The following is a 24,595-nucleotide window of genomic DNA, read 5'->3' as shown; positions in this document are numbered from 1 at the left end:
CCTATTCATTAACGCAAGAAATCAAGCAGTGTTGGCTGAATAATCCTTGACCCTGCGCCTAAAGCAGCGCGGTGTACGTTTTCCTGCATTTTTAAATTTGTGATAACCTGTGCCACATCAGCGTCTTCATTCTCCGACATCAGCTTGGTGACACTTACTTCTTCATTCTCCAAACGGCCTTTGATCAAATCAATTCGGTTCATCCTGGCCCCAAGAGTTGCACGCTCAGCCAGTAGATTATCGATTTGCTCGTCGATCCTGCCGAGTTCGTTGTTCACAGGCTGACCGCTGTTCAAATCGTTGACCACCTTCTGTAATAGATCAAAAATGTTCTGCCCGCCTTTTCCAGTAAAATTGAACACATCTTGTCCAATCACGTTTATCGGCAACTGAATTCCCTTGTTCATCTCCAGTAAAATTTCATTACCATTGGCATTTGTAAATTTCCCGTCCCCATCATTAGGGTCATAAGGGGCAGTAACCGTATCTGTCCCGGCAAAAATATAGCGTCCTCCGACGGTCTGGTTCGCAATGTTCCCCATGTGATCCCTGATCTCTGCAATCTCTTTACCCATCGCAGCCAAAGAATCAGGTCCAAGACCACCATTTCCCGAGGCAACCGCTAATTCCCTTACCCTCTGCAAAATAGTCCCAGCTTCATCCAACGACTTATCCGATAATTCGAGCCATGACTGAGCCTCATTTACATTTCGTTGATACTGCTCATTTTCAATCAGTGACGAGCGATAAAACATAGCCCGACTCGCTGCTACTGGATCATCAGATGGACGGGAAAACTTCATCCCGGACGAGAGCTGTTCCTGAAACTTGTCCATTCTTCCCATGGAATTGGTCAAGTTTCTCATCATATTATTGTTCAGCATCGTCTGCGTTACACGAACTGCCATGGAAATACTCCTTTCAGATAGTTACGTGCTTTAGAGCCCCACACGTCCCATCCCATTTATGACTTTGTCTAGAATTTCGTCCATACTGGTCATGACCCTCGCAGAAGCACTATACGCATGCTGGTATTTCACCATTTCCGACATCTCTTCATCAATGGAAACACCTGATACCGATTGTCGGTTCGTATCCACTTGTCCCACTAAAAGCTCGGAGTTCTTTTCCATTCGCAAGGCTTCCTGACTATCTACACCAAGTTGTGCAATGCTATAGCGATAAAAATCATCTAATGTAGTAGACTCGATTGCTCCAGATGCTCCTGACGTCAAGGACAGAGTCTTAAATTTAAGCCCAGCAATGGCAAGCGCATTACGCCCATCCCCATGGAAAGACACACCCGTTGACGTAGCTGGATCTTCTGCCTGTGCTGCAGCAATCGCGTTCAAGCTGCCCAAAATTTTAGGATTGACCTGCATATTAGATGCACTAAGTGGCTTGGTTGCATCTTTTTGAACGAAAAATGGGAGTGCTTCCAGCGCTGCTGTTGGATTCGCCTTTCTGTTTTCAATATCAGTCAGGTTCATCCCTTTTACATGTAAATCATTGACCTCTTTGGCCATGTTCTCAACCAAGGTATTTAGCTTGCTGATTATATCTGGCACGGGACCCGAGACAATTGGTTGCCCATTTTGATCGACGCCTGGAATTCCCCGAGCTTCAAATGTCCCCAACAACCCGCCGGACGCTGGAACAAATGGTTCTCCGCCCAAGGTAATGTTGTTAAAGCCAGTCGTCGCATCCTTTTCGACTGCCATTACTACCGCATTACGACCGTTAACCAGTTCCTTGCCATCAATTGTGACTTGAATCATTCCACTGTTCAGATTCGTCACTTTCACATCAGCCAGCTTAGCCAGCTTATCGAGCAACAAATCACGCTGGTCGTACAAATCATTCGGCTGATAGCCATGCGGTACGACATCGCCAATCTGTCGGTTCAGGTTGGCCAACTGTTGGGCCATGGAGTTGATGTCGATTACTTTTGATGCCACGACATTGTCCAGATCAGTCTGAAGCTCTGTCAGCGAAGTGTTCAATGCAGCAAAAGTCTCCGTCACTGCAATCGCACGCTGGCGAACTACCGCGCGGGCAGAGAGGCTCTCCGGATTTTGGGAGAGGTCCTGCCAGGACTTCCACAGCTCGTCCATTACCTTTTGCAGTCCGGTATCAGAAGGCTCGTTCATGATCCCTTCGACTTTTTGCAGAACATCGCGGCGCGCTTCCCAATAGCCGTAATGCTTGTTTTCTGTGCGAAGCTGCACATCGAGAAAATCTTCCCTTAATCGCTGCAAACCAACTACCGAAACACCCGTCCCAAGAAGCCCTGGCTCTGTGCTGTTATTAAGGCCCGGGTAAGGAATTCCCGGAGTAGCCTGCATATTCGCCCGTTGGCGTGTGTATCCTTCGGTATTGGCATTGGAAATGTTGTGTCCGGTTGTATTCAGCGCAGACTGTTGAGCGAATAGCCCGCGCTTGCTCACTTCTATTCCGTGAAAGGTAGAGCGCATCTTAGCACCTCTTTACGCTTTTTTATTGAAAAATGTTCGATTTGCCTGACGGTACGAATCCGAGGTCGGTTTGCCATAAATGAAATCGTCCTCGGGCGTATCGGTGATCAGATCGAGCGTCATATTTACAAATGATAGGGATTGCTCCAAAAGCTGTTGGTTCAATTCGTTCGCTTCTTTGAGTTCGGTGACAATCCGGCTTAGTTCATTACGAAAGGACGTGAGTCGCAGCTTCTCTTCCGCACTAGTCGTCAATTTGATCAGTTCAGCCAGTGTACCTTCCTGCGGAGTCAAACCCTTTTCGGTTGTCAGTTCTTTCACCGCATTCAGGCGGGCTGTTTCTACTGCTGTTATACCCTTGATCAGCTTTTGCTCCTGGCGAGTAATGGCCACCAGTTCATCCACATCTCCTTTTACCAGCACGTCCTTCTTTTGCATGGCTAAGGTATACAAGGCTTTGTGCAATTGGATCAAATTGTCGAGCAGTTCGTAGAGTGTTTGCATATTTTCTGGTTCTCCTCATCTTCCCTAGAGAAGTTGGTTATAGAGGATGTTCCAAACTCCAAACGGAACATCCATGCCTACAGCTTTTTCCAAAAGGAAAGGAGCTTCTCAGCAATCTTTTCACTGGAGACGCGATAGCTACCTTCCTCTACTTGCTTTTTCAGTTGATCCACTTTTTCTCTGCGTTGCGGAGAATTCGGATCTTCTACCTGCTTTTGCATTTCCAATGCCTCTGTAGAAATGTCTACTTTGTCCTTACCCATTGGGATTTTGCCGCTCTTTCCTACTTGGGTATTCCCCGACTTGTTATAGGCATTGATCATCCCTATTCGGTTGGGTTCGTTAATGCGCATGTGATAACCATCCTCTCAAACCACCGGACATTTAATTGATTACTGGCTGGTCTGCTCGACCCGCTTTGACTGTCTTTTCGTTCATTTACACATAAAAATGCCGATGATACCTTCTAGTAGTATCATCGGCAAATTCGCTCTCCACAATTAGTTTTTTTGAGCAAAACTATTCGTCACTATTCTGCTTTCTTCGATAAACCGCTGCCTCAGCCAAGCGGGCACGACTGTCCGCTTCCAATCGCTGCTCAACATCAAGCTGCTGGGTAATTTCGTGTTTTAAGCCTTTCATGCAGGATTCACACATATTGCCTGTCCGAATCATGAAACCACAAACCTCGCACGGATAGCCAAGGTTTGGGTTTCCTTCTATAGAGATACGGCCTTCTTTAATGAATTTCGTAATCTGCTTTACGCTCACGCCAGTTTCTTCGCTCACTACGTGAATATTCGACCCGCGATTTTCACGTTTGCGCAAAAACCTGGCACATTTTTCATATTCCTGTTCCACTTCTTGATTGCATTTGGGGCAAATGTCGCGGACTACTTGTACAAAAAGAGTATCACACCGCGAGCAGTTTGCGAGTTTACCCAGAGACATAAACGACAACCCCTTTGCTCATTCGGAAAGTTCGCACCGATTCCTGACTGTTGTTTGCTTCCATGATAACGCAAATTTACCAACCTGGCTATCGGTATATTGTCAAGGAGTAAATTTCACAAACTGCTCCCAAATGTGCCCGTAAAACACTTGCGCATGAGCGAAGAGTCGATCCTGTTGTAAAGATATCGTCCACAAGCAAGATTTTATATGGCTTCTCGGATGTTCCAAACGAGATTGAAACACCCCGATCTCCAGTCCAGGCAAAGGCTTCGCGCATGCTCTCCTGCCGTACCGTACGCCCTCCTTGTTTGCTCAGCTTGGCGGTTTCTTTTGTTCGCTGTAGTAGTGGCTGCACAGGAACGCCGACCGCTTTACTGAGCCCAGCTGCCAAAAGATCGACCTGATTAAAGCCACGTTCATGCAAACGATTGCTATGTAGCGGTACTGTGGTAATGCAAGCAAACGATGTCGGGTCATGGTAACGGAAAAACGTAATGGCGAGAAGCGCTCCATAAAAGGATGCCAGCCGTTCATCTCCACGATATTTGTATAATCCCAATAAGCTCTTGCCCCACTCATTATAGTGCAACAAACTGCGATTACTCACGAGCGTCTCATCGCTAACTAGCTTACAGTCATGACAGAAAGTGCCTGTAGCTATACCAACCTCCAGCTCGCGTCCGCACTTCTGGCAAATAGAAGCCTCGATCACCGGAAGTGCATCCAGGCATCCTGCACAAATCGGAAGTCCCGTTAACAACCGATAAACAATCGGATAGCGCGCTTTATTACTTAGCTGACGCGCCCAGCTTCGTACGCTTGCTTCTCTGAGAGATGACGCAATACGATTGCCACAGCTTACACAGGATTTTGTCCTCATGTCCTCCCCTCCTGTGCTCGCAGCTTTAGTGCCAGCTGATTCATCCGACAAATCTGTTTCACAGCAGCCTTGGGGGCATTCGCTCGGTCAGCCTGTAAAAAAAGTACCGTTCCTGTCGTATCATCTATCGACCGTCCTACACGTCCAGCTATTTGTACGAGTGAAGCCTCATCAAAAACAGGGGCTTCAGCACCTAATACCACAACATCACTTCGGGGGATGGTGACTCCGCGTTCCAAAATGGTCGTTGTCACCATAAGCGTATATTGCTTGTCGCGAAATGCTTGGACCTTTTCCTCACGCAAGGTATCTGCCGCATGAACTCCAGCCATTTTTGTTGCATGCGCGGGGAGTAGCTGCTGTATGTAAGCCAAAACTTTTGCTACGTCATCGATCCGGGGAACGAAGAGAAAAACTTGACGTCCATTGTCCAGCGAGCTGCGCACCATTTCAACGAGAGGAGCAATCGGGCGATTCGATTGAACGCGCTTATGCAGCCCCTGTACAGTTACAACATCCGGTACTGGCAGCATGGAACCGTGATAACGGCCGGGCAACAAAACGTGAGATGCTGATAGTAACGGAGTGCCCGATGATGTCCGAATAAAGAAGCCCCGTTTGCTTGGAATCAGGCGCTTTTGCAAATAACGCGGAGGTGTCGCGCTCAAATAAAGCAGCTTGCCCCCAGCCTGCACAGCTCTGGCGACTGCTCGATACAAAACAAGATTGTTGTGATAGGGAAAAGCGTCTGCCTCATCGAGCACGACAAGCGGAAATCTGCGATAGTAGCGCATGACCTGATGTGTTGTCGCAATCGTAATATCGCTGTCATCCCATTTTTGGGCACTCGATCCATGCACGGCAATTACCTGAGCGTTCGGAAAAACCTTTTGTATACGAGGCGCAAGCTCCAGTACAACATCTTTTCTCGGAGTAGCAATCAGCACCCTGCCACCGGCGGACAATGCCTCCGCTATCGACGGAAACAATAGCTCTGTTTTTCCCGCTCCACAGACTGCCCAAATTAAAAACTCATCCAATCCAAGACGCGGGCTAGCGACGAACCGACGTGCCTGCTCAGCTGCTCTAGCCTGATCTTTTGAATAGCTGCCCGTCCACTGTAGACGGGCGACATCACGCACCCGCTCTCTCTTATTCACAGCCGACACAACCGACGGAGCAGGTACCAATACATAAGGCGTGCAGCACTTGCTTCTCCCCATCCCGAGACATACCGTACAATATGCGCAGCCTTGTCCACAGCTATGACAAACCGTCAGCTCCAAATCCCTGCTTCCGCTCCCGCATCGCTCACATTTCAACTCCAGCCTATTTCGCCACCAGCCTTTTTTCATGGACAGACGTATCCCCGGCTGCCACTCTGCCTTGCCAGCTAAAACCATTTGCTGCAATACGGCTGTACAATCTTGATCTGCCAGCCCTCTTTTTTGCAGCAGCGTCCCCACTTCTTCCCATAAGAGCGAGCGGCCTGCGAGTGCTTGGGCGTAGATGACGGATGACAAATTACCAGTACATGCGCCAGTCTCATCGACAGAATTGCCATATTCCTGCGAGGGATGGTCACTTTCCTCCCACTCAAACCATTCTTTTCCTGGCGCGTCTTTACCCGTTGCCGCACGTCTATATAAATGACTCACATCACGTACATACCCATTGATCATCTGTTTCAGATTCGCCAGTGCCGTGTCAGTGATACTCTTTCCAGTCCCAGATAAACCTTGCAAATGTGTGTTGATCATTTCGCGCAAAGAAAAAACCAGCGCCAAAGAAGGGCTTTTCCCCATTATGTGCAGCTGACATCCTTCTCGGTCACGCCAATACATCAGATCGACCTCAAAGCAGGGAGTAACATACGCCTGTATCGACATCTTCCCTTGTTTGAGATAGAGCAAATAATCACGCATGCGATCACTCCCGTTCCTCTTGCTTGTTCTCAGTTTGCAAAAAGACAACGGTACCGTGCAAGAAAAGAAGAAAAGAAAAAAGAGGCACCTGGCCTCTTAAAGTGCGTGTTCAAAAAGTTGTCTTTTCAGCACCGAGAAAATGGCGAGAATCGAACGAAGGAGGAGCGGAGTGTAGGCAAACTACATGAGCACCGGACTTCGAAGATGAACGCCATTTTCGATGTCGAATGAGCTTTCAGGACTCCTTCGTGATCAAAAGACGACTTTTTGAACAACCTCTTAAACAGTAAACCGAACAAAAAAGATCGTTCCGGTATGGTCCGTTTTCACTTCAATTTCGGCATGGTGCCGATCAGCTACACTGTAGCATATGGCAAGTCCCAAGCCTGTTCCTGTCTCTTTCGTGGTGAAAAAAGGCGTTCCTATCTTTTGGATCAGCTCTGGCTTGATACCTGTTCCTTGATCCCGAACTTCCAGTACGACCTTTTGATTCTCAGTATGCGTTTTGATCGACAAGCGACCACCAGCAGACATTGCTTCCAAGCCGTTTAAGGCAAGATTCAAGATCATTTGCCGAATTTCTTTTTCATCCATGGCGAGCGGCGGACAATCCCCCAGCTCCAAACTAATATATTTATCAGAGAGCAGCGCCTCTGCTTGTATCAACGGAAACAGTGATTCAATAATCGCATTCAAGTCTTGTATCTGCTTGTCATTTACTTTGTTTTTTGCAAGAGTAAGAAACTCTGTAATAATGGCATTAGCACGATCCAGCTCATTGAGCATCAAATCAATGTATTGCAGTGGATTATGGGGACTGTGATTGGAAAGCTGTAAAAATCCGCGGACGGTTGTCATCGGGTTGCGAATCTCATGGGCAATCCCTGCTGCCATCTCTCCAATTAGATTCAACCGGTCCAGTCGAATCATTTCGCTTTCCAATCGAACGCGCTCGGTGATATCCGTGATGAAGCAAAGGACACACGTTTCCCCTTCGATATAAATAATTTTTGTCGACAACAACCCTTCGCGAGTCTCACCCGATTTGGTGACATAGCTAATTTTGGCATTGTGCACAGGCTTCTGCAAATCAAACAAATAACCCTGTGCTACTTCCTTATCCGAAGCAGCAGTTATTTGCAAAATATCAAAAGCTTTACCTTTTATCTCGCTATATTCATAGCCGGAAAAACCAAGCCAGCCCGGATTTACATCAATGTAGCGGCCATCCTCTAACGATAAGATCGAGATCAGACAGGGAGACGATTCAAAAATGATTCGAAAGCGCTCTTTGGACAAATGAAGGTCATTTCGGAGTTGTTGTTTACGCTCCTCCTCCAGCTGCTTTCTCTCGGTAATATCACGGATGGAGCAAACATAAATGTTCTGATCCTCAATGCTTGCATCCCCAATTTGCGCCTCAACAGGAAACACGCTGCTATCTCTGCGAACAGCCTCTGTTTCTATCAGGCTCGATTCAAGCGGGCACGGGTCCCCACGCTTTAACTCAGGCAATAGCTTTGCAACCGACTCCCCGATTAATTCCTCAGGTGTATAACCAAACATTTTTTCAGCAGCATAATTTGCCGATAAAATGAATCCATGCTCATCAAAAGTGACAATGGTATCTTTTAGCGTTTCACTGATCACCCGCGCCAACGCCTCTGATTTCCTCAGATCAAAGGTAACACGATCAAGCCTCTGATGTACTTTCTCCAGCTCCCGCTCTCCCTCAAGCAGCATGCGCTCATGATTCTGGTAAATCCTGACGAACTCTTCCACCTTTTTTTGCAGCGCCTCTGGTTGAAACGGCTTAAAAATATAATCGATTGCCCCAACACTGTAACCGTGGAAGACATGCTCCGCTTCTTGACTAATGGCGGTAATAAAGAGAATCGGGATATAACGTGACTTCTCCCTTGCCTTGATCAGCTTCGCCGTTTCAAAGCCGTTTAATCCTGGCATCTGTACATCCAGTAGTATTGCCGCAAAGTCTTGCTTTAGAATAAACTTCAGAGCCTCTTCTCCAGAATGGGCACAAACCAAATGATATTTTTGAGAGGTAAGCACTGCTTCCAGTGCCAACAGATTTTCAGCGCGATCATCAACGAGTAGTATACTTACTTTCTGTTCAGGGACTTCCACTAGCGACGTATCATTTGATTTTTCTGTAGATTTTTTCTGTGCAGTCAAATTCCTGGTAGTAGTTCGCATGGCTAGTATACTTTACCCCCTCTCTATTACCCAAACCGAGAAAGCCTGATAACACGAGACTTTCGTAAAGCAGACTATGGACATGATCCTGCAATAATTTATTGAAATAAATCATTACATTTCTACAAATGATGACATGAAAATCGTTGAAAGAATGATCAGTCACTAAATTATGTTGGGCAAACACGATGTTTTCACGTAAATATGGTTGAAAAATGACGTTTTCGACCGTAGCCGTATAGTATTCAGAAAAGGCCCGCTTCCCTCCCGCTTGCAAATAGTTTTTGGTGTACATTTGCATGCGATCCAGAGGGAAAATGCCTTGCTTGGCTAAGTCAACCATCCTCTCATTCATATCAGTAGCGTATATTTTGGTTTTTTCATACAAGCCTTCTTCTTTCAAAAGAATGGCCATCGAATATACTTCTTCCCCTGATGAGCAGCCCACATGCCAGATTCGAATGGAGGAAAATTCTTTTAGCAGTGGAATAATCTTTGAACGAAAGGCGAGAAAAAAAGGTGGATCCCTAAACATCTCTGTCACATTGATGGATAAATCATCGAGCAGTCTTTTCATAGCGCCAGGCTCATGTAATATCTTTTCCTGCAGCCCTGAGATGCTTCTTACCTTTTCTGCCCGGATACGATGCCATACTCTGCGCTGAAGAAATGGTTCCGCATAGTTTCTAAAATCAAACCCGTAATAGCGATAAATCGCTTCCAGCAATAGAGTCATCTCGATCTTCTCCAGCTCCAGATGCTCCTGTGTCTTGACGTCTGCCATCTGGCCAGTCCCACCTATCTGTAAAGCCATACCCTCATCAAAGAGAACAGCTGCTCCAAATTTACAGGCTTGCTAATGTAATCCGATGCACCTGCTTCTATGCATTGCTCCCTGTCATGCTTCATGGCTTTGGCGGTCAGGGCGATAATTGGCAATGTCTGATACTCCGGGTTTTGACGTATGATTCGCATCGCCTCAAACCCATCCATCTCAGGCATCATAATATCCATCAGGATTAAATCAATGTCTGGATTACCCATTAATACATCGATGGCTTCCCGTCCATTTTCAGCAAAAACTACCTTCATGTGGTGCCCTTCGATGGCAGTCGTTAGCGCAAATACATTGCGCATATCATCGTCTACGATCAGTATTTTCTTCCCAACCAGCAGTGCTTCTGCTGGCCCCACCTGCGGAATCGATTGAACAGCCTCCTCGTTATAATCGACGCTGACAGCAACCTCCTTTTCCGCGGACATAGCCTCTGTTTGACGACCAGGCAAGTAAAGAGTAAAGGTACTGCCCCTTCCCTCCTCACTCTCAATGCCAATATGCCCGCCTAATAGTTCAGCTATCTTTCGACTAATCGATAATCCAAGACCAGTTCCACCATATTTTCTACTCGTAGTGCCATCTGCTTGTTTAAACTCTTCAAAAATGATTTCCTGATTTTCTTTGGAGACGCCAATCCCTGTATCCATAACCGAAAAAGTAATAATCATGTCGTCCTGAATACCAGCTATTTTTTCTTTTGCGATGCCAATATGTAGGGAGACGCTTCCCTTTTCCGTGAATTTAAAAGCATTCGATAACAGGTTTTTCAAAATCTGCTGCAATCTCCGCTCATCGGTCCAAATCATTTTGGGCAGACCCGAAGTAAGCTCAACCGTAAACTGAAGACCCTTTTGACGAGCTACGGGCATAAACTGCTTTTCTACCAATGTCTTGACTGTGTGGAGGGTCACTTCCTCAGGATTCACTTCATCATTGCCTGATTCGATTTTTGCCAGGTCTAAAATATCGTTAATTAAATGCAGCAGATCATTACCTGCTGAATGAATCGTATTGGCATACTCCACTTGCTTCGGCATCAGATTTTTTTCGTTGTTCTCAGCCAGCATTTGAGCGAGAATCAATAAGCTATTCAACGGTGTACGCAGCTCATGAGACATATTGGCCAGAAATTCTGATTTATACTGAGAGCTAATCGCCAGCTGCTGCGCTTTTTCCTCCAGAATCAGGCGCGTTTTTTCCAGTTCGGTTGTCTTTTGCTCCGAGTTCTCGTATTGTTCCTCAAGCTTTTCGTTAATCGTCCGCAGCTCCTCCTGTTGAAGCTGGAGCTCTTCAGATTGGCTCTGTAATTCTTCCGTCAGCGCCTGCGATTCTTGAAGCAGTTTTTCAACCTGCATACGGCTGATAATACTGTTGATCGTGATACCGAGGCTGCTCATCACTTCATCCAATAACATTTGCTGCAGAGGGGTAAATTCAGTAAAAGATGCTAATTCAACTACAGCCAGCACTTCGCCCTCAAAATCAGCAGGAAGCAGCAGAATCATTTTGGGCGACGAAAGGCCGATGCCGGATGCAATTTTTATGTAATCATCAGGGATTTGGGTAAGGCTAATTTCCCGATTTTCCAAAGCGCACTGACCAACGAGCCCTTCCCCTAAACGAAACTCGCCTCCAAAATCAATATCGCTATCAGCATACGCAGCCAGCTTGCGGAGTCTGGCTGCTTCGCCTTTGCCCTCTTTCCTGTAAAAGACACCGTAGCTCGCACCAACCATAGGGGGCACCTTTGTAATAAACAGGTTTGCCAGCTCCTGCAGGCTTTCAATTCCCGCATACATCGTAGCCATCTCTGCCACTTGCGTCTTTAACCAGCTTTGATTCTCAGCAGTATCACTAGACTCCTTTACCTTCTGAATATGGTCCTCCAATGCTTTCGCCATATGGTTGTAAGCGCTGGATATAGCACCGATCTCATCCTCCGCATTTACATGTAGCCGCGGCAGCTTGTCTGTTTCGTAGTCAGCGACTTCCGTCATGACCGAAGTGATCCGGTTAAGACTGCCCGTTAAGCTCCTCACTACCCAGATGGTAACCCCTATGCCCATCAGGACACCTAGCACGACGTAAATATAAGTCATTTTAACCGCTAGTTCGTAGCCGTTTCGCGATTGGTCGAGCTCGTCCATCATTGCTTGCTCTTCCGTTTTTTTCAGCTTATCAATAAGCTCAAACATTCGCTCGCGAATCTCTCTGCTCTCGTACCAATACAAGCGATTGGCTTCCTCTTCTTTACCAGCCTCTCGCAATAATTCTATTTCGTATTGATTATTCTGATAAATATCACCGAAGCCTCGCAGCTTTTGGATCAAATCTCGTGTCTTTTCCTCATTTTCCAATCCACGAAGATCATCCAATGCTTGTTTCAAGCTAGCGTTGTTCTGCGTAATATTCGCTTCAAATATCGGCAGCAGTTCGGAAGGTGGATTGGCAAGCAAGCCTCGCGAATCCCGGCTTATACTATTTAGCTCCTGATAGATAATATTGACCAGCCTTACCTTTTCATAGCGTTCCTGAACGACCCGATTTAAATTGTGATTCAACTGATTGAGCATACTCATCATCATTGACACGAGAATAATACAAAGGACAATAATCAGACCAAAACCTAGGTACAGTCTCGTTTTGAATTTCATGTATGACTTCCCCTCGATCCATGAGTTAATCGGGACTGTTTTTGGGAGCTGTATATTCTTAGGAAAATCATAGTCCAAGATTAAAGAAGATTTCAATATGTATGATTCCAAAATTCAGAAAATATTTTCCACTTAGAAAACTAGATAATCAGGTCAACTATTCCAAAAAAATAAGGAACGCTATAGGCGCTCCTTACTTTTCGTGTTGACGTAAATCAATTGTTACAATAGTTCCCGCTGCTACACCTTCTTGCCAATCCATCAAATGACAATGCGGATAGCGGTCCAAAACGGTACATATTTGAGGCGTGTCATCCACGGAACCCTCATCTATTAACGTAATACGGATGGGCTTGCCACTCCAGTAGGAACGAAACAGCAGTTTTCGAACAGCTTGTTCCAGTACCTGCTCCGAATCCCGCAGCAGCAGCCGGTAATGTACTGACGGCAGTTCGGCGACCCCATTCATCTGCCGAATCCAGCTCTCAGCTATCATCAAGAGTAAAGAGGAGCAGCCAAATGCCGCCAATAGCCATACAACCAGTTCTTCCATCACGGTCATACCTCCTCCACTAACAAGGTATGCCGCATAGCTTGAACAAGGTCACTTTTTGATAGCTGCCTACAGTTTTACCCAACCATTTTTAATCGAAATAACAACTGCCTGTGTGCGGTCTTGCACGTTTAATTTTTGCAAAATGCTGCTGACGTGGTTTTTAACCGTTTTCTCACTGATAAATAAAAACTCGCCAATTGCACGATTGCTTTTTCCTTCTGCCATGAGCTGCAGTACTTCACGCTCACGCCTGGTCAATGATTCAATCACTTTTGGATCAATTGCTTGCGATTCATCTACAGAAAAGCTGCGTTCTGTCGATCCCTCTTGCTCACTCAAGCGACGGAATTCCTCGATCAGCTTGCCCGTCACCTTAGGATGTATGTATGCGCCACCACTAGCTACTACGCGAACGGCATCCACCAAGTCACTCGTACCCATTTCTTTTAGCAAGTAACCAGATGCACCGGAGCGCAGCGTACGATAAACGTAGCCCTCATCGTCATGAATAGACAGCATAATGACACGAGTAGTCGGACTTACAGTAATTACATTCTCAGCAGCAGAAACACCATTAATATTAGGCATGTTGATGTCCATGAGCAGAACATCTGGCTTATGCTCCTCTGCCAGTAATGCTGCCTCGCCTCCATCCGCACCTTCTCCAACGACCTTGAAATCCTCTTCCATTTCCAGAATACGCTTTACGCCTTCACGGAATAATTGATGGTCGTCTACAATTACGATACGGAGCTCTTGCTGTCTTTTATCCATGGTTCATCCCCCTGTGTACATTCTATGTAATTTCACATTTTCAGCGGTATTTGGAATATCACTTTTGTTCCGTCACCTGGTGCCGATTGCAATTCTACAGAGCCCTCCAATAACTGAACGCGCTCCCTCATGCCAAGCAGACCGAATGAATTGCCATTTGCCATCCGCTTTTCGAGATCGAATCCAACACCGTCGTCTTTTACCACGAGACTCAGTGATTCCTGTAAAAACTCTAGCTTTACTTGTACGTTGGTGGCCTCGGCATGCTTTTCCACATTGTTCAAGCACTCCTGAACCATACGAAAAATAGCGGCTTTTACGGAGCTGCGCAAAGGAGGCTCTATACCAAATATTACCAGATCAATAGAGGAAGCGATACGCTCTTCACATGTTCGAATATATTTTTGCAAAGTAGGCACCAAACCGAGATCATCCAATGCCATCGGACGCAAATCGAAAATGATCCTTCTGACATCTGCCAAGCTCATTCGGACCATTTCCTTCAATTCATGCAGCTCCATCTGCGCTTCGAGAATACGCTCATTCTTCAGCATTTTTTCGACGATTTCCGAGCGCAGGACGACATTCGCCATCGACTGTGCTGGGCCATCGTGAATTTCCCGAGCTACACGCTTGCGTTCTTCTTCTTGAGCCTGAATGACTTTTAGCCCCATGAGCTGGTGCTGCTTGGCTGACTCCAGAGCCTCGCCAATTTTGCTCAAGTCCCCTGTAAGGTAGCCAAGAACTACCCCCATTTGCGAGACTAGCTTCTCAGCTCTGACGATTGTTTCCTCCAGCGTCCGCAATTGGCGCTCCAGGTCATTGCGTCTTCGCTTCAGGTTATTTTCGCGCTCGCGATAAATGGACAGCTCCACTTGGATACGGCTCGCCTCTTCATACGCAATCCGAATGTCTTCCTCGGTGTACATATGAAAATTTCGGCTCACCAATACGAGCCTGTTGCGCGATTTTTGGTATGCCAGCTCCAACGCATCTACCTTCTGAATGACCTTGGAAATTTCCTGGCGCAGCTCGTGCAAATCAAGCTTCAGTGAGTTTCCTTGCTGCCTTGCGCTTTCCGCTATATCAAATATTTGGGTTTTACTTGTCTCAACTGTTTCGATCGTCCGCTTGATCACCCCATCGAGTACGCTGATGTCTATCGCTTTGTTCATGATTGCTCTCCTTCAAACTCGTTTTTCGCTTTCGTGAACAGCTGATGGAGGCTGGCCTCATCCACATCTCGTAACCCGACGCCATTTCGCGGGATGGCAAACGGATTGGTTCCACGCTTTACTATTCCTGGTGTGGATGTAAACACAAACTCATAACCGGCTTGTCGTGCGGTTTCCAGCACAATATTGTTCGTATAGCCAAATGGCAAGGAGAGTGCTTTCACATCGTAACCAATCCACGATCCAAGACCTACTCGTGACATAACGAAATCAACGTAGAGTCGATTTCTATACTCCTTTTCAACTTCCAATCGGTTTAAATCCTTCAGATAGACAGGGGCCGTCCCTGGTCCAAGATCGCCCCATTCGTTGCTCTCTTCCTCTTCGTGCAAGCTGTACGTATGAGAGGCAACATCAGCCAGTCCAGAGGCTATCATTTCATTTACTTGTTGACGCGACAGTGGCGTCGTCATGTTTACCCGCTTTCGTTCTGCTACATCTCGTATCCTGCCTGCAATGGCAAAATTGACAGATGGAAAACCGTATTCACGCATAATCGGAAACGCTTCTGTATAGTAACTCTCATATCCGTCATCAAATGTAATGAGTACTGCATTCTCCGTTGGCAAGGTCCCCGTCTGAACAAATTGCACAAACTCTGCAAGCGATATAGGATGTAGATCATTTTCATGCAGAAACGCCATGTGCCTCGCAAATAGTTCTGGCGATATGACGTATCTCTGATCGGTTTGATCAGTCACATGATGATACGTTAATACGACAACCTGATTGTTGTACCACTTTTTCGGGACTGCAGTTGCTTTTTGGATTGCTGTGACGTTTGGCTCAGCATTCTGTGCACCACTTATGTAGTTAGACGTATCAACTTGGGGAAAAGGTTGCAGTTTTTGTACATTCTTTTTTACCAAACCCGATTCTCCCAGTAATCCACCTGCCACAATAAGTAACAAAAAGGTTACAAACACGATCAGGAAGAGCCTTCTTTTCGGCAAAAAAACCCCTCCTCACTTCCCATTTTAGGAGATTCGACATAACCCTACAAATTCCTTTGTTCACCCCACCCCAATAACTCCCAACGATTTTGATTTCCACAGAAAAAAGAGCCTAGTAACAGTACTAGGCTCTTTCACTACCGTTCTTATTTTGCCAGTTGTGCTGCTTCTTGCTTCAGCACTTCCGCTTTGTCTGTTTGCTCCCAAGGAACATTCAGGTCGTTACGTCCAAAGTGGCCATAAGCAGCTGTTTGTTTGTAAATAGGACGACGCAGGTCAAGCTGTTTAATGATACCAGCTGGACGCAGGTCAAAGTTTTTACGAACCAGTTTTACCAGATCTTCTTCAGAAATGGTTCCTGTACCAAACGTATCTACAGCGATGGAAACTGGTTGAGCTACACCAATCGCGTAAGCTACTTGAACTTCACACTTGTCAGCCAGTCCTGCAGCCACGATGTTTTTCGCTACATAACGAGCAGCATATGCGCCGGAACGGTCCACTTTGGTTGGATCTTTACCGGAGAATGCACCGCCGCCATGACGAGCATAACCACCGTACGTATCTACGATAATTTTACGGCCAGTCAAACCAGCATCCCCTTGTGGTCCACCGATTACGAAACGGCCAGTTGGGTTGATGAAGTATTTGGTTTCAGCATCCAACAGCTCAGCAGGAACCACTGGTTTAATTACATGCTCAACCAAATCTTTTTGGATTTGCTCCAATGTAGTTTCAGGAGCATGTTGAGTAGAAATAACGATCGTATCAATACGAACTGGTTTATCGCCATCGTACTCCACTGTTACTTGTGTTTTACCATCTGGGCGCAGGTAAGCCAGTGTGCCATTTTTGCGCACTTCTGTCAGACGGCGAGCCAGCTGGTGGGACATGCTGATTGGAAGTGGCATCAGCTCAGGTGTTTCGTTGCAAGCAAAGCCAAACATCAGACCTTGGTCACCAGCACCGATTGCTTCGATTTCAGCGTCAGTCATTTTGCCTTCGCGCGCTTCCAGAGCTTGGTCAACACCAAGAGCGATGTCAGCGGATTGTTCGCCGATAGCAGTGATTACACCGCAAGTATCAGCGTCAAAACCAAATTTAGCACGATCATAGCCAATCTCACGGATTGTTTCACGAACCAATTTTTGAATATCAACGTACGTGTTTGTAGTGATTTCACCAGCTACGAGCACCAAACCAGTTGTTACGGATGTTTCGCAAGCTACACGAGCGTTTGGATCTTTAGACAGAATCGCATCAAGGATAGAGTCGGAAATTTGGTCACAAATCTTATCCGGATGCCCTTCAGTTACGGATTCAGATGTAAAGAGACGACGACCTTTTTGCAAAGCCATGAGAAAAATACCTCCTTTGACCTCATACAAATAGTGTGGTAGCCGAGACAGGATTTTATCGACGTAAACGCAATAAAAAAAACCTTTTCCGCGTTTTTGGAGGAAAAGGTTTGAGCGCTTTATGCTTCCTTCATCCTCTTATCGGCCAGAACAGATGTCCGTTCTGCTGGTTAGCACCGCTCTAGTCGGTTGCCGGGTTTCATCGGGCCAGTCCCTCCGCCTGCTCTGGATAAGAGTATCCATTACGGAATATAGAATAATTGTTTTTTTCTATGGTGTCAATAGACACATTTGGTAAAGGGCGTATTTCAAGTGTGCCCCGAAATTTTTTCTACAATCGCTTGCTTGCGCGATTATAATTTGTACGCTTTTGAAATGAGGACAACGACTTCAGCCCTGGTCGCATTACCCTGCGGCTTAAATGTAGCTCCATATCCATTTATCCATTTTCTTGAAGTGAGTGCCTCAATCGATGAGAACGCCCAGTGGTTTGTTGGAACATCCCGAAAGGAAGACACACTTGGCGCATACAGGAAAACCTTTTGAGCTCGCGCAATCATAGCCGCCATTTCTGCACGAGAGATGGCTTGGTCGGGTCTCATACGATTATTTGGGTATCCCCTCAAAATGCCTTGCTGATAAGCTAGTCCCAAATTATTATACGCCCAGTGACTTTTTGGCATATCGCTGAAAGCGGTGCTGCCTCTATAGGTACTGCCCACAGATTGTCCACTCGCTCTCATCGCTTGAATGAGCATGGTCGCAAATTGTGCCCGTGTCACTGCCTGATTCGGCTTGAATGTCGCATCATCAAAGCCCTTGACGATTCCTCTGCCGCTCAGTCTCACAATCTCCGAGCGCGCCCAATGGTCGGAAATATCGCGATATCCTGCGACAAGCACCTGCTGGGTGACCGTCAAACGGTACAAATCATAGCGGAAAGGTACTCCACTATTTAAACGGATATAATACTTGCCTGGCTGCAGTCGCAGGCCAATAATTTCTCTTCCTTGGTCTGAGAGCTCCGCCACTTGATTCGTGCTGGACAGCGCGTAATTGAGGTTTTTCTCACTGTAGAGCGCGAGTCTGACACCACTTGAGACGGGAATGAAGGGAGCACGAATACTAACAAAGGATTCCGCATTGACCCTAAATTGGAACCAGTCTGAATCCGCTGTCGTTGGAAAATTCCCTGTCATCAAGGTTCCACCTGCAAGCGGGGATGCTTGAAGATACGTATCATTCGGTTCATTTGGATCTTTCTTAATCGGAGTAAAGCCCAGGTCCAAACGATATTCCCCATTCACCGCATTTTGCTCATACTCACTGATGCGGATCAAGTACTTACCAGGAGACACTTCTTTTCTTACATGCTCAGACGGGTCATCACGGGTTCCATTATCATAAGGAGAATCCCAGACTGTGTTATTCCCCTGACTTTGTTTTCCGATCGCGAGCAAAATGTCCATCCGTTTATTATCAGGAGTGACTGTTACGTCCATTTGACCGTATTCCCGCACATAATAAGAGAACCAGTCCTGATCTCCCTCATAATGAAAATTACCTGTGACACTAATTTGATTTCCTACAAGGGGTCTTGCAGTTGCTTCCGAATCATTCGGTTCATTGCGATCCGGGTTGATATTAAAGCGACTGGTTAGTACATACGTAAAGGAGTTGACCCCTGCCGTACGTAAAAGTCGTATATACATGCGCCCAGCTTTGGCTGGGACTGTGACTGTGTCTCCATTTCCAAAATACTCCGTGATGGGCTCCCGATTCTCCGTATAAAAAGTCGCCGCTATCGCTGAGCTTACGCCGGAATTAACCGTTGAAGTAAAATTTACTTTTCCATCATAGGGGACATCCATTCGAAACCAATCAACCGTATCATTCGGACCGAGATTCCCCCGTATTTGTGATTCGATTGGAAAAGCCTTGGCCGTTGATTTGGTGTTGTTTGGCTCCAAAAAGTCCATGGACATTGGCGTACGGACTGCCTTATTTACATCTAGCAAGCCATATCCTGTGGCTCGATCCCAACCACTCTCCCCAAGATCTTTGGCTGTCTGATAAAGAAGCATCCTTACATCCAGCGGGGTTAGTTGTGGATTGCGGGCGAGAATAAGGGCTGCAGCACCTGCCACCTGAGGAGCAGCTGCCGAGGTTCCACTAAAAGGACCGTATACCCCACCCAGCTTGGTCGTATACACGTTAAAGCCTGGAGCTACCAGACTCAGCTCAGGACCAGAATTAGACTCGTGCAGTGGCTGGTTATTGTTCTTTACCGCCCCCACAGCCACAACTGTTGGATACGCGGCCGGAAAAGCAACCCGATCTGCTTCATTCCCGCTTGCTGCAACGATGATCGCTCCGCTCTTTTCAGCGCGATTAACAGCAGCGACCAATCCCCGCGAGTAGGACATGCTACTAACAGACATCACAATGATCTTGGCTCCCCGATCAAGAGCCGTATTGATTCCTTTTGTAATCAAATCAACGTCAGCAACACCTTTTTTGTCCAAAACCTTTATCGGCAATATTTGAGCATTCCATAATACACCCGCTACGCCTATCCCGTTGTTTCCTTTGGCTGCGAGGATACCTGTGACTGCAGTGCCATGTCCATTGTCATCCTGTGCACTCCGTCCGGGATTGACCAAATTGATGCCAGGCAAAAGATTATCTTTCAAATCAGCATGATTGTAATCAGCCCCCGAATCCAGAACAGCGATTACAATCGATTCATTGCTATTGACCGCTGACCAGGCCTTATCAGCGTTTATCTGGCTCAAATGGATTTGGTTACCGAGGAATGGATCATTCGCTTTTCCCGCAGCAGCAAAAATGGGCTGAACGCTCGTGACTGTCATTGTTATGACTAGTACTATTGCAAATGTGACCTGTATCGTCTTTTTCATGGAAAACAGTCCTTCCTTCTCTCTCCTGCTGTGACGGGCAGTCTAAAGGAATTCAGGTATTTTGATTCTTTTCGTTCTTATCTAGCATAGCGGATGAAAAGGGAGACATGCAACCCCAACTATCCATTTTTTGGAATGTTCTGATTGTAGAAGAACCCTTTTCACCACCATCGGCAAAAAGGGTTCCCTTGATTACTGCAGCAATCCTTTGTTGTCATCCATGTCCGGAACTACAAATGTTTCCGCTTTTTTTCTTGGTTGCGCTTTTGGGATGTAAGCAGTCAGCTCTGCTACATCCACCCCTTGCTGCTTCATCGAAGAAGACGGAATGTCAAATGCCCATACTCGCTGACTATTCGCCTCTACCTTCATATTTTGCAGGGTGTAGCTTACGCGGGCTACCGTTTCTCCTGCCTTGTCATGCACAATAATCGGCACTTCTGTAAACTCCAAACGCTTTTCCAAACCATTGCGGAAGACAACAACCACTTTCAATCCGTTGTCTACTCCCGTGCTGATATCGAGTACTTGCAGATCTACCTCACCTGATTTTACAGGTGCTTCTTCTGCTGCCCTCTTCATGTAGTGATCCGTCTCCGATGCGGACAATCCTACATTCAGCTCATGATTTTTCTCAGCTTGATTTGCTTCCGGCTTCTTGTAAGTAAGAGTCAGAGGTACCTCTTTTTCCGGGATAAAGCTAAACTCATCCCAACGGAACATAAACTCTACCGGACGGCTAGACATTTCTCCCATCGGTCCGTTTTCAAGAAGATCAAACGTCTTTTGTGCTACCTCTTGGCCATCTGTAGTCACCAGTGTCAAAGGTAGCTTTTGCAAAAGCACACTGCGATCAGTCGCATTGCGAATAAATGTAAGGACAAGATATCCATCATTTGTCGTTTGCGTATAGAAAGGGAACACTCCCAGTTCATCACGAACGACAGGAGGCAGCTCGTCATGAACATATTGCAGCAGCTCTTGCTCAGCTTCCTCTAATTGATTGTCCCATGGACCGTTCATCTGCAGGAACAACTCTTTGGATTCCACGCGATTAGCGGATTGCTCAGGCTGATCAATCCCGGATAATCCCAAATAAAACTCTTTATGCAAATACTCGTGAATATCTTCTCTTACCTGTTCCAAGCTTTCCTTGGAACCAAACCAATTCTCCAGTAACCAACTCATATGTCAACCTCCTCATTCCTGCGACAAAAAGTAAAACGTCTACTCTACTTCAAGAACCCATTTACGCAGGTTAGCGTCAGGCTTTTTGACTACGTTTGGCGGGAATACAACCAGCCATGGGCGGCTGTTGCCTGGCTGCACACAGATTTTGCTCGTATCCATGACGCCTTGAGCCACTACATCGCCTTCAGCATCCGAAATCTTAACTTTTATTTTGTCCGGACGGTACTCCGAGGTCATACCATTACGGAACAGCATAGCAGCTACTACATGGCCTTCTTTTGTTTTTCCGATATCAAAGCCAGTAATTTCTACAGTATTAACAGGAATCATTGGCAATGAAAACGCCAATCTCTCCAGACGATCTTTTTGGCGCTCAGTCATGCGCTTCTCCATTTCTGGATCAAGCTCCAGAGTGGACGGCCATACGTGTGTACTGCTACCTGCCTTCATCACTACTTTCCAGCGATTGAAAGTAAAGTTTTCATGCAGGTAGGACTCTTCCGGGAATAGTACCTCCCATGGACGGCTAGTATGCGGCGGAATCGGTCCAATGTCAGAGAGGTCTACCCTCATGCGAGCAAACGGTTCGTCATCCAAGTAGATCGCGAGACGAATATTTTTAATCCGTACCGTGCGTTCAGTTGAGTTCCGGAAAAACATGGCGACTACGAGACCGTTTGGCTGTGGAACCATACTAAACCCGGTCACGCTGACCAAGCCCCTCACCATATCAGGCAATTCAGCTTGTAAAAAGCGCAACGTGTATTTCTTCTCCGTGTCCAGTTCTTGTTCCCACATCGGATGCAGCGAAAGCTCTGTATGAATCAAGTTAGCGGAATTCGCAGCTTGAGTTGCTGATCCCGCTTCCTCGATCTCCACTTCACTTTCCTTCAGTTCAGCAGCATTGATGGTCGATTCTTCTTGAATTTCTTTTTTCAAATCCTCGATGGAACGATCCTTTTGATCTTTCCCGAAAAAATTCTTCATAAAGGAAAACATGTGTTACCTCCTTACCGTCCGAGCACGAACGAAGCTTCTTCATTAATTGTAACTCACTACGAGCCTTGAGGCATACCTACCTTCCAGCGTGAAAAATCTGGATCATCCTTCTGAATCATCTCAGGCGGGTAAATAAACATCCACGGCTTGCTTGTGTTTGCATTCACTGTGAAATTATTTAAGTGGAATGCACCTTCTGCAACCTTGTCTCCTGTCGCATCATAGAGAACGAGCGGCAGCTTTTCAAAGGAAAGAGATTGCGTGGAGCCATTGCGAATCAGCAGCATCACATGAAGCGCACCCTCTTCAGTTCGGCGCAGCTGCATGCTCTGAAAATTGACTTCGCCCTCTTTTAAAGCAGGCAGATTCTTTGCCAGCTCAATCAATGAATTTTTCTGATCATCAGACAGAGCCTTGATCCAGGACTCTTCCAGTTCCAGCTGTGATGGAAGGACCATCTTTTTCTGTGCCAGCTCAAAGGCAAGCTTCCAGTTCGCCAGTAATACATCAAGCTGCAAAAAATGCTCCCGCGCAAATACAAACGACCACGGTCTTGCAGAACGCGGCGGAATTTCCCCTATCTCGCTCAAATCAAAGGTTTGTCGGGTAAACAACTGCTGATCTCCGAACAATATCACCAGTGTCATTTCACCCAAGCGCATTGGGCGATCCGTACTGTTTCGTACAAATGCTGTTACTTCTACTCCCGCATCATGTGGAACGATAGATGTCCCAGCCAGAGAAATATTCCCTTTTTCCAGTGGAGCCAGCTCCTGAGCCATAAAAGAGAGCGCATATTGCTCCTGCTTGCTGAGCTTTTCCTCCCAAGATGCATGCAAGGAAAGTGAAGTCACGACACCAGTCGGTTCCGCATGCTTTTGCTGCTTTTCCTGATGGGACTGTTCGGTATCAGCAGCGGACAAAATGGACTCCTCCTGAACCTGCTCACGCACCTCTTGCGGTGTTGGCGTTTTCCCCGTTAAATTCTTCAAGAAGGATAACATAGTCTCGCTCCCCACTTTTCTCTACATCTATATATAGAGTTCTGTTCGTCATTCACTATAGCATAGTGACATCCTTTTGCAACATAGAAAACTTGGCATTCGCAGCCTCTGATCCAGCTGTATCAACAGTCAATCAGGTGCTATGAGATACGGATAAAGGATGTGTAATATTTGTTAGGATACCTGTATGCCTATTCAATGTCAAGGAATGGCAGGCAGATAGCAATTTCCATTTTACATATTAATCCTTTGTTGATAAAATAATCATGTTTAAACAAATAACTTGGGGAATTACCTATTTGTCGACTGACGTGCTCAGTCGACTTTTTTTGTGCAAATAAGCTGGGATGACCATCAAGCCTCGACGAATCTCTTCATTATATAGACGCTTATTTAGAAGATATGTTTCGAAAAAGATACCTGACCGAAAAAAAAGCCTCCCGTTCTACTAACCGAAAGGCCACGTCCAATATATGTGATTGATTCATTTATATCGCATGAGGATTATTTTTGAGATGATCGATACGCTCTGTCACCACTTGTACTTTTCGATAGATCGGCATCCTTGATTCCCAATTAAGCGCTGGATCAATGACCTGATCTTTTATTTCCTCCCTGAGCCGCTCCAGCTCATTTACATCCCTGACGGAGTCGATATATTTGTAGAAATGATCCACAATCGCCTCACCTCCGCTATTCTAAACTCCCTGCTCCACTGCATGCAGCCTATATCGCTAAAACTTTCATGATTGAGTCTCTAACTCGTTCGCTAAGGAAAGGCTTTACCAAAAAGTCCTGTGCTCCTGCCTGTAGGGCATTCACTACCATTACCTGCTGTCCCATCGCCGAGCACATGATTACCTTTGCTTTTGGATCATAGGCACGTATCTCCTTTAACGCAGTGATTCCATCCATTCCTGGCATCGTAATATCCATGGTCACGAGATCTGGCTTGAACTGCTTGTAAAGTCTCACAGCTTCTTCCCCGCTTTTTGCTTCTGCAACAACGTCACACCCGGTAGTTAGAATCGTTTCCTTTAATATACCACGCATAAATGCCGCGTCATCTACGATCATTATTCGTTTCATAGGCATGGGCTTACCCTTTCTATAATGACAGTTTTATTCTCTACCACGGTCTTTTCCTGACATTGTAGCAAA

Annotated in this window: 21 protein-coding genes and 1 riboswitch; all 21 genes read right to left on the bottom strand. The window is 46.2% G+C overall.

Going from position 1 to position 24,595, the window contains the following annotated elements; all coding sequences use genetic code 11:
* Nucleotides 1-8: 8 nt before the first annotated feature.
* A complete protein-coding gene (flgL, locus tag C3B52_RS24215; RefSeq protein WP_103108953.1) occupies nt 9-908 on the bottom strand; it encodes a flagellar hook-associated protein FlgL in 900 nt (299 codons plus the stop codon).
* Between the two features lie 30 nt (nt 909-938).
* On the bottom strand, nt 939-2,474 hold the full coding sequence (flgK, locus tag C3B52_RS24210) for a flagellar hook-associated protein FlgK (protein ID WP_103108952.1): 1,536 nt from the start codon (nt 2,472-2,474) through the stop codon (nt 939-941).
* A gap of 12 nt (nt 2,475-2,486) precedes the next feature.
* Nucleotides 2,487-2,978, bottom strand: a complete 492-nt coding sequence (locus C3B52_RS24205) for a flagellar protein FlgN (RefSeq protein WP_103108951.1) — start codon at nt 2,976-2,978, stop codon at nt 2,487-2,489.
* A gap of 77 nt (nt 2,979-3,055) precedes the next feature.
* A complete protein-coding gene (gene flgM / locus C3B52_RS24200) occupies nt 3,056-3,331 on the bottom strand; it encodes a flagellar biosynthesis anti-sigma factor FlgM (protein ID WP_103108950.1) in 276 nt (91 codons plus the stop codon).
* A 166-nt stretch (nt 3,332-3,497) separates the two neighbouring features.
* A complete protein-coding gene (locus C3B52_RS24195; protein ID WP_103108949.1) occupies nt 3,498-3,929 on the bottom strand; it encodes a TIGR03826 family flagellar region protein in 432 nt (143 codons plus the stop codon).
* Nucleotides 3,930-4,017: 88 nt separating this feature from the next.
* Nucleotides 4,018-4,812 carry a ComF family protein gene (locus C3B52_RS24190; protein ID WP_103108948.1) on the bottom strand — a complete coding sequence of 265 codons (795 nt, stop codon included), beginning with the start codon at nt 4,810-4,812 and terminating at the stop codon, nt 4,018-4,020.
* On the bottom strand, nt 4,809-6,737 hold the full coding sequence (locus C3B52_RS24185; RefSeq protein ID WP_103108947.1) for a DEAD/DEAH box helicase: 1,929 nt from the start codon (nt 6,735-6,737) through the stop codon (nt 4,809-4,811). Before C3B52_RS24185 ends, C3B52_RS24190 begins: the two co-directional genes overlap by 4 nt.
* Before the next feature lie 279 nt (nt 6,738-7,016).
* Nucleotides 7,017-8,882 (bottom strand): PAS domain S-box protein, encoded by a 1,866-nt coding sequence (locus tag C3B52_RS24180; protein WP_306418829.1) that lies wholly within the window; start codon nt 8,880-8,882, stop codon nt 7,017-7,019.
* 10 nt (nt 8,883-8,892) lie between these two features.
* Nucleotides 8,893-9,735, bottom strand: a complete 843-nt coding sequence (locus C3B52_RS24175) for a CheR family methyltransferase (RefSeq protein WP_103108945.1) — start codon at nt 9,733-9,735, stop codon at nt 8,893-8,895.
* 14 nt (nt 9,736-9,749) lie between these two features.
* Nucleotides 9,750-12,443 carry an ATP-binding protein gene (locus tag C3B52_RS24170; RefSeq protein ID WP_103108944.1) on the bottom strand — a complete coding sequence of 898 codons (2,694 nt, stop codon included), beginning with the start codon at nt 12,441-12,443 and terminating at the stop codon, nt 9,750-9,752.
* Nucleotides 12,444-12,636: 193 nt separating this feature from the next.
* Complete coding sequence (locus C3B52_RS24165; RefSeq protein WP_103108943.1) at nt 12,637-12,996, bottom strand: glycosyl transferase family 2; 360 nt, start codon at nt 12,994-12,996, stop codon at nt 12,637-12,639.
* A 69-nt stretch (nt 12,997-13,065) separates the two neighbouring features.
* Nucleotides 13,066-13,773 carry a response regulator gene (locus tag C3B52_RS24160; RefSeq protein WP_103108942.1) on the bottom strand — a complete coding sequence of 236 codons (708 nt, stop codon included), beginning with the start codon at nt 13,771-13,773 and terminating at the stop codon, nt 13,066-13,068.
* Nucleotides 13,774-13,805: 32 nt separating this feature from the next.
* Nucleotides 13,806-14,948: a sensor histidine kinase gene (locus C3B52_RS24155; protein WP_103108941.1), complete on the bottom strand. Its 1,143-nt coding sequence runs from the start codon at nt 14,946-14,948 to the stop codon at nt 13,806-13,808.
* Entirely contained in the window at nt 14,945-15,961 is a 1,017-nt protein-coding gene (locus tag C3B52_RS24150) for a polysaccharide deacetylase family protein (protein ID WP_103108940.1), read from the bottom strand. The genes C3B52_RS24155 and C3B52_RS24150 overlap by 4 nt, the downstream gene beginning before the upstream one ends.
* A 146-nt stretch (nt 15,962-16,107) precedes the next feature.
* The gene (gene metK / locus C3B52_RS24145; RefSeq protein ID WP_201264935.1) at nt 16,108-17,313 is read right to left on the bottom strand and encodes a methionine adenosyltransferase; all 1,206 of its coding nucleotides are present in this window, start codon (nt 17,311-17,313) and stop codon (nt 16,108-16,110) included.
* 141 nt (nt 17,314-17,454) lie between these two features.
* Nucleotides 17,455-17,555: riboswitch (SAM riboswitch) on the bottom strand.
* A gap of 117 nt (nt 17,556-17,672) precedes the next feature.
* Entirely contained in the window at nt 17,673-20,240 is a 2,568-nt protein-coding gene (locus tag C3B52_RS24140) for a S8 family serine peptidase (RefSeq protein ID WP_103108938.1), read from the bottom strand.
* A 192-nt stretch (nt 20,241-20,432) separates the two neighbouring features.
* Nucleotides 20,433-21,428 carry an SLAP domain-containing protein gene (locus C3B52_RS24135; RefSeq protein ID WP_103108937.1) on the bottom strand — a complete coding sequence of 332 codons (996 nt, stop codon included), beginning with the start codon at nt 21,426-21,428 and terminating at the stop codon, nt 20,433-20,435.
* A 39-nt stretch (nt 21,429-21,467) separates the two neighbouring features.
* Nucleotides 21,468-22,430 carry an SLAP domain-containing protein gene (locus C3B52_RS24130; protein ID WP_103108936.1) on the bottom strand — a complete coding sequence of 321 codons (963 nt, stop codon included), beginning with the start codon at nt 22,428-22,430 and terminating at the stop codon, nt 21,468-21,470.
* A 56-nt stretch (nt 22,431-22,486) separates the two neighbouring features.
* Complete coding sequence (locus C3B52_RS24125) at nt 22,487-23,434, bottom strand: accessory Sec system S-layer assembly protein (protein WP_103108935.1); 948 nt, start codon at nt 23,432-23,434, stop codon at nt 22,487-22,489.
* 488 nt (nt 23,435-23,922) lie between these two features.
* On the bottom strand, nt 23,923-24,111 hold the full coding sequence (locus C3B52_RS24120; RefSeq protein ID WP_103108934.1) for a hypothetical protein: 189 nt from the start codon (nt 24,109-24,111) through the stop codon (nt 23,923-23,925).
* Nucleotides 24,112-24,160: 49 nt separating this feature from the next.
* Nucleotides 24,161-24,523 carry a response regulator gene (locus C3B52_RS24115; RefSeq protein WP_103109013.1) on the bottom strand — a complete coding sequence of 121 codons (363 nt, stop codon included), beginning with the start codon at nt 24,521-24,523 and terminating at the stop codon, nt 24,161-24,163.
* Between the last annotated feature and the right edge of the window lie 72 nt (nt 24,524-24,595).

This window comes from Brevibacillus reuszeri (assembly GCF_002897295.1).
Classification (GTDB): domain Bacteria; phylum Bacillota; class Bacilli; order Brevibacillales; family Brevibacillaceae; genus Brevibacillus; species Brevibacillus reuszeri_A.
The sequence above is the reverse complement of the archived record's forward strand: the minus strand, read 5'-3'. Positions and strand labels throughout refer to the sequence as shown.

Excerpts from the sequence above, each read along its gene's own strand:
- C3B52_RS24165 (WP_103108943.1), bottom strand. The coding sequence starts at position 12,996 with ATGGAAGAACTGGTTGTATGGCTATTGGCGGCATTTGGCTGCTCCTCT.
- C3B52_RS24135 (WP_103108937.1), bottom strand. The coding sequence starts at position 21,428 with ATGAGTTGGTTACTGGAGAATTGGTTTGGTTCCAAGGAAAGCTTGGAA.
- C3B52_RS24155 (WP_103108941.1), bottom strand. The coding sequence starts at position 14,948 with ATGAACAAAGCGATAGACATCAGCGTACTCGATGGGGTGATCAAGCGG.
- C3B52_RS24125 (WP_103108935.1), bottom strand. The coding sequence starts at position 23,434 with ATGTTATCCTTCTTGAAGAATTTAACGGGGAAAACGCCAACACCGCAA.
- C3B52_RS24185 (WP_103108947.1), bottom strand. The coding sequence starts at position 6,737 with ATGCGTGATTATTTGCTCTATCTCAAACAAGGGAAGATGTCGATACAG.
- C3B52_RS24175 (WP_103108945.1), bottom strand. The coding sequence starts at position 9,735 with ATGGCAGACGTCAAGACACAGGAGCATCTGGAGCTGGAGAAGATCGAG.
- C3B52_RS24115 (WP_103109013.1), bottom strand. The coding sequence starts at position 24,523 with ATGAAACGAATAATGATCGTAGATGACGCGGCATTTATGCGTGGTATA.
- C3B52_RS24190 (WP_103108948.1), bottom strand. The coding sequence starts at position 4,812 with ATGAGGACAAAATCCTGTGTAAGCTGTGGCAATCGTATTGCGTCATCT.
- flgL (WP_103108953.1), bottom strand. The coding sequence starts at position 908 with ATGGCAGTTCGTGTAACGCAGACGATGCTGAACAATAATATGATGAGA.
- C3B52_RS24195 (WP_103108949.1), bottom strand. The coding sequence starts at position 3,929 with ATGTCTCTGGGTAAACTCGCAAACTGCTCGCGGTGTGATACTCTTTTT.
- flgM (WP_103108950.1), bottom strand. The coding sequence starts at position 3,331 with ATGCGCATTAACGAACCCAACCGAATAGGGATGATCAATGCCTATAAC.
- C3B52_RS24205 (WP_103108951.1), bottom strand. The coding sequence starts at position 2,978 with ATGCAAACACTCTACGAACTGCTCGACAATTTGATCCAATTGCACAAA.
- flgK (WP_103108952.1), bottom strand. The coding sequence starts at position 2,474 with ATGCGCTCTACCTTTCACGGAATAGAAGTGAGCAAGCGCGGGCTATTC.
- C3B52_RS24140 (WP_103108938.1), bottom strand. The coding sequence starts at position 20,240 with ATGAAAAAGACGATACAGGTCACATTTGCAATAGTACTAGTCATAACA.
- C3B52_RS24160 (WP_103108942.1), bottom strand. The coding sequence starts at position 13,773 with ATGGATAAAAGACAGCAAGAGCTCCGTATCGTAATTGTAGACGACCAT.
- C3B52_RS24170 (WP_103108944.1), bottom strand. The coding sequence starts at position 12,443 with ATGAAATTCAAAACGAGACTGTACCTAGGTTTTGGTCTGATTATTGTC.
- C3B52_RS24130 (WP_103108936.1), bottom strand. The coding sequence starts at position 22,430 with ATGTTTTCCTTTATGAAGAATTTTTTCGGGAAAGATCAAAAGGATCGT.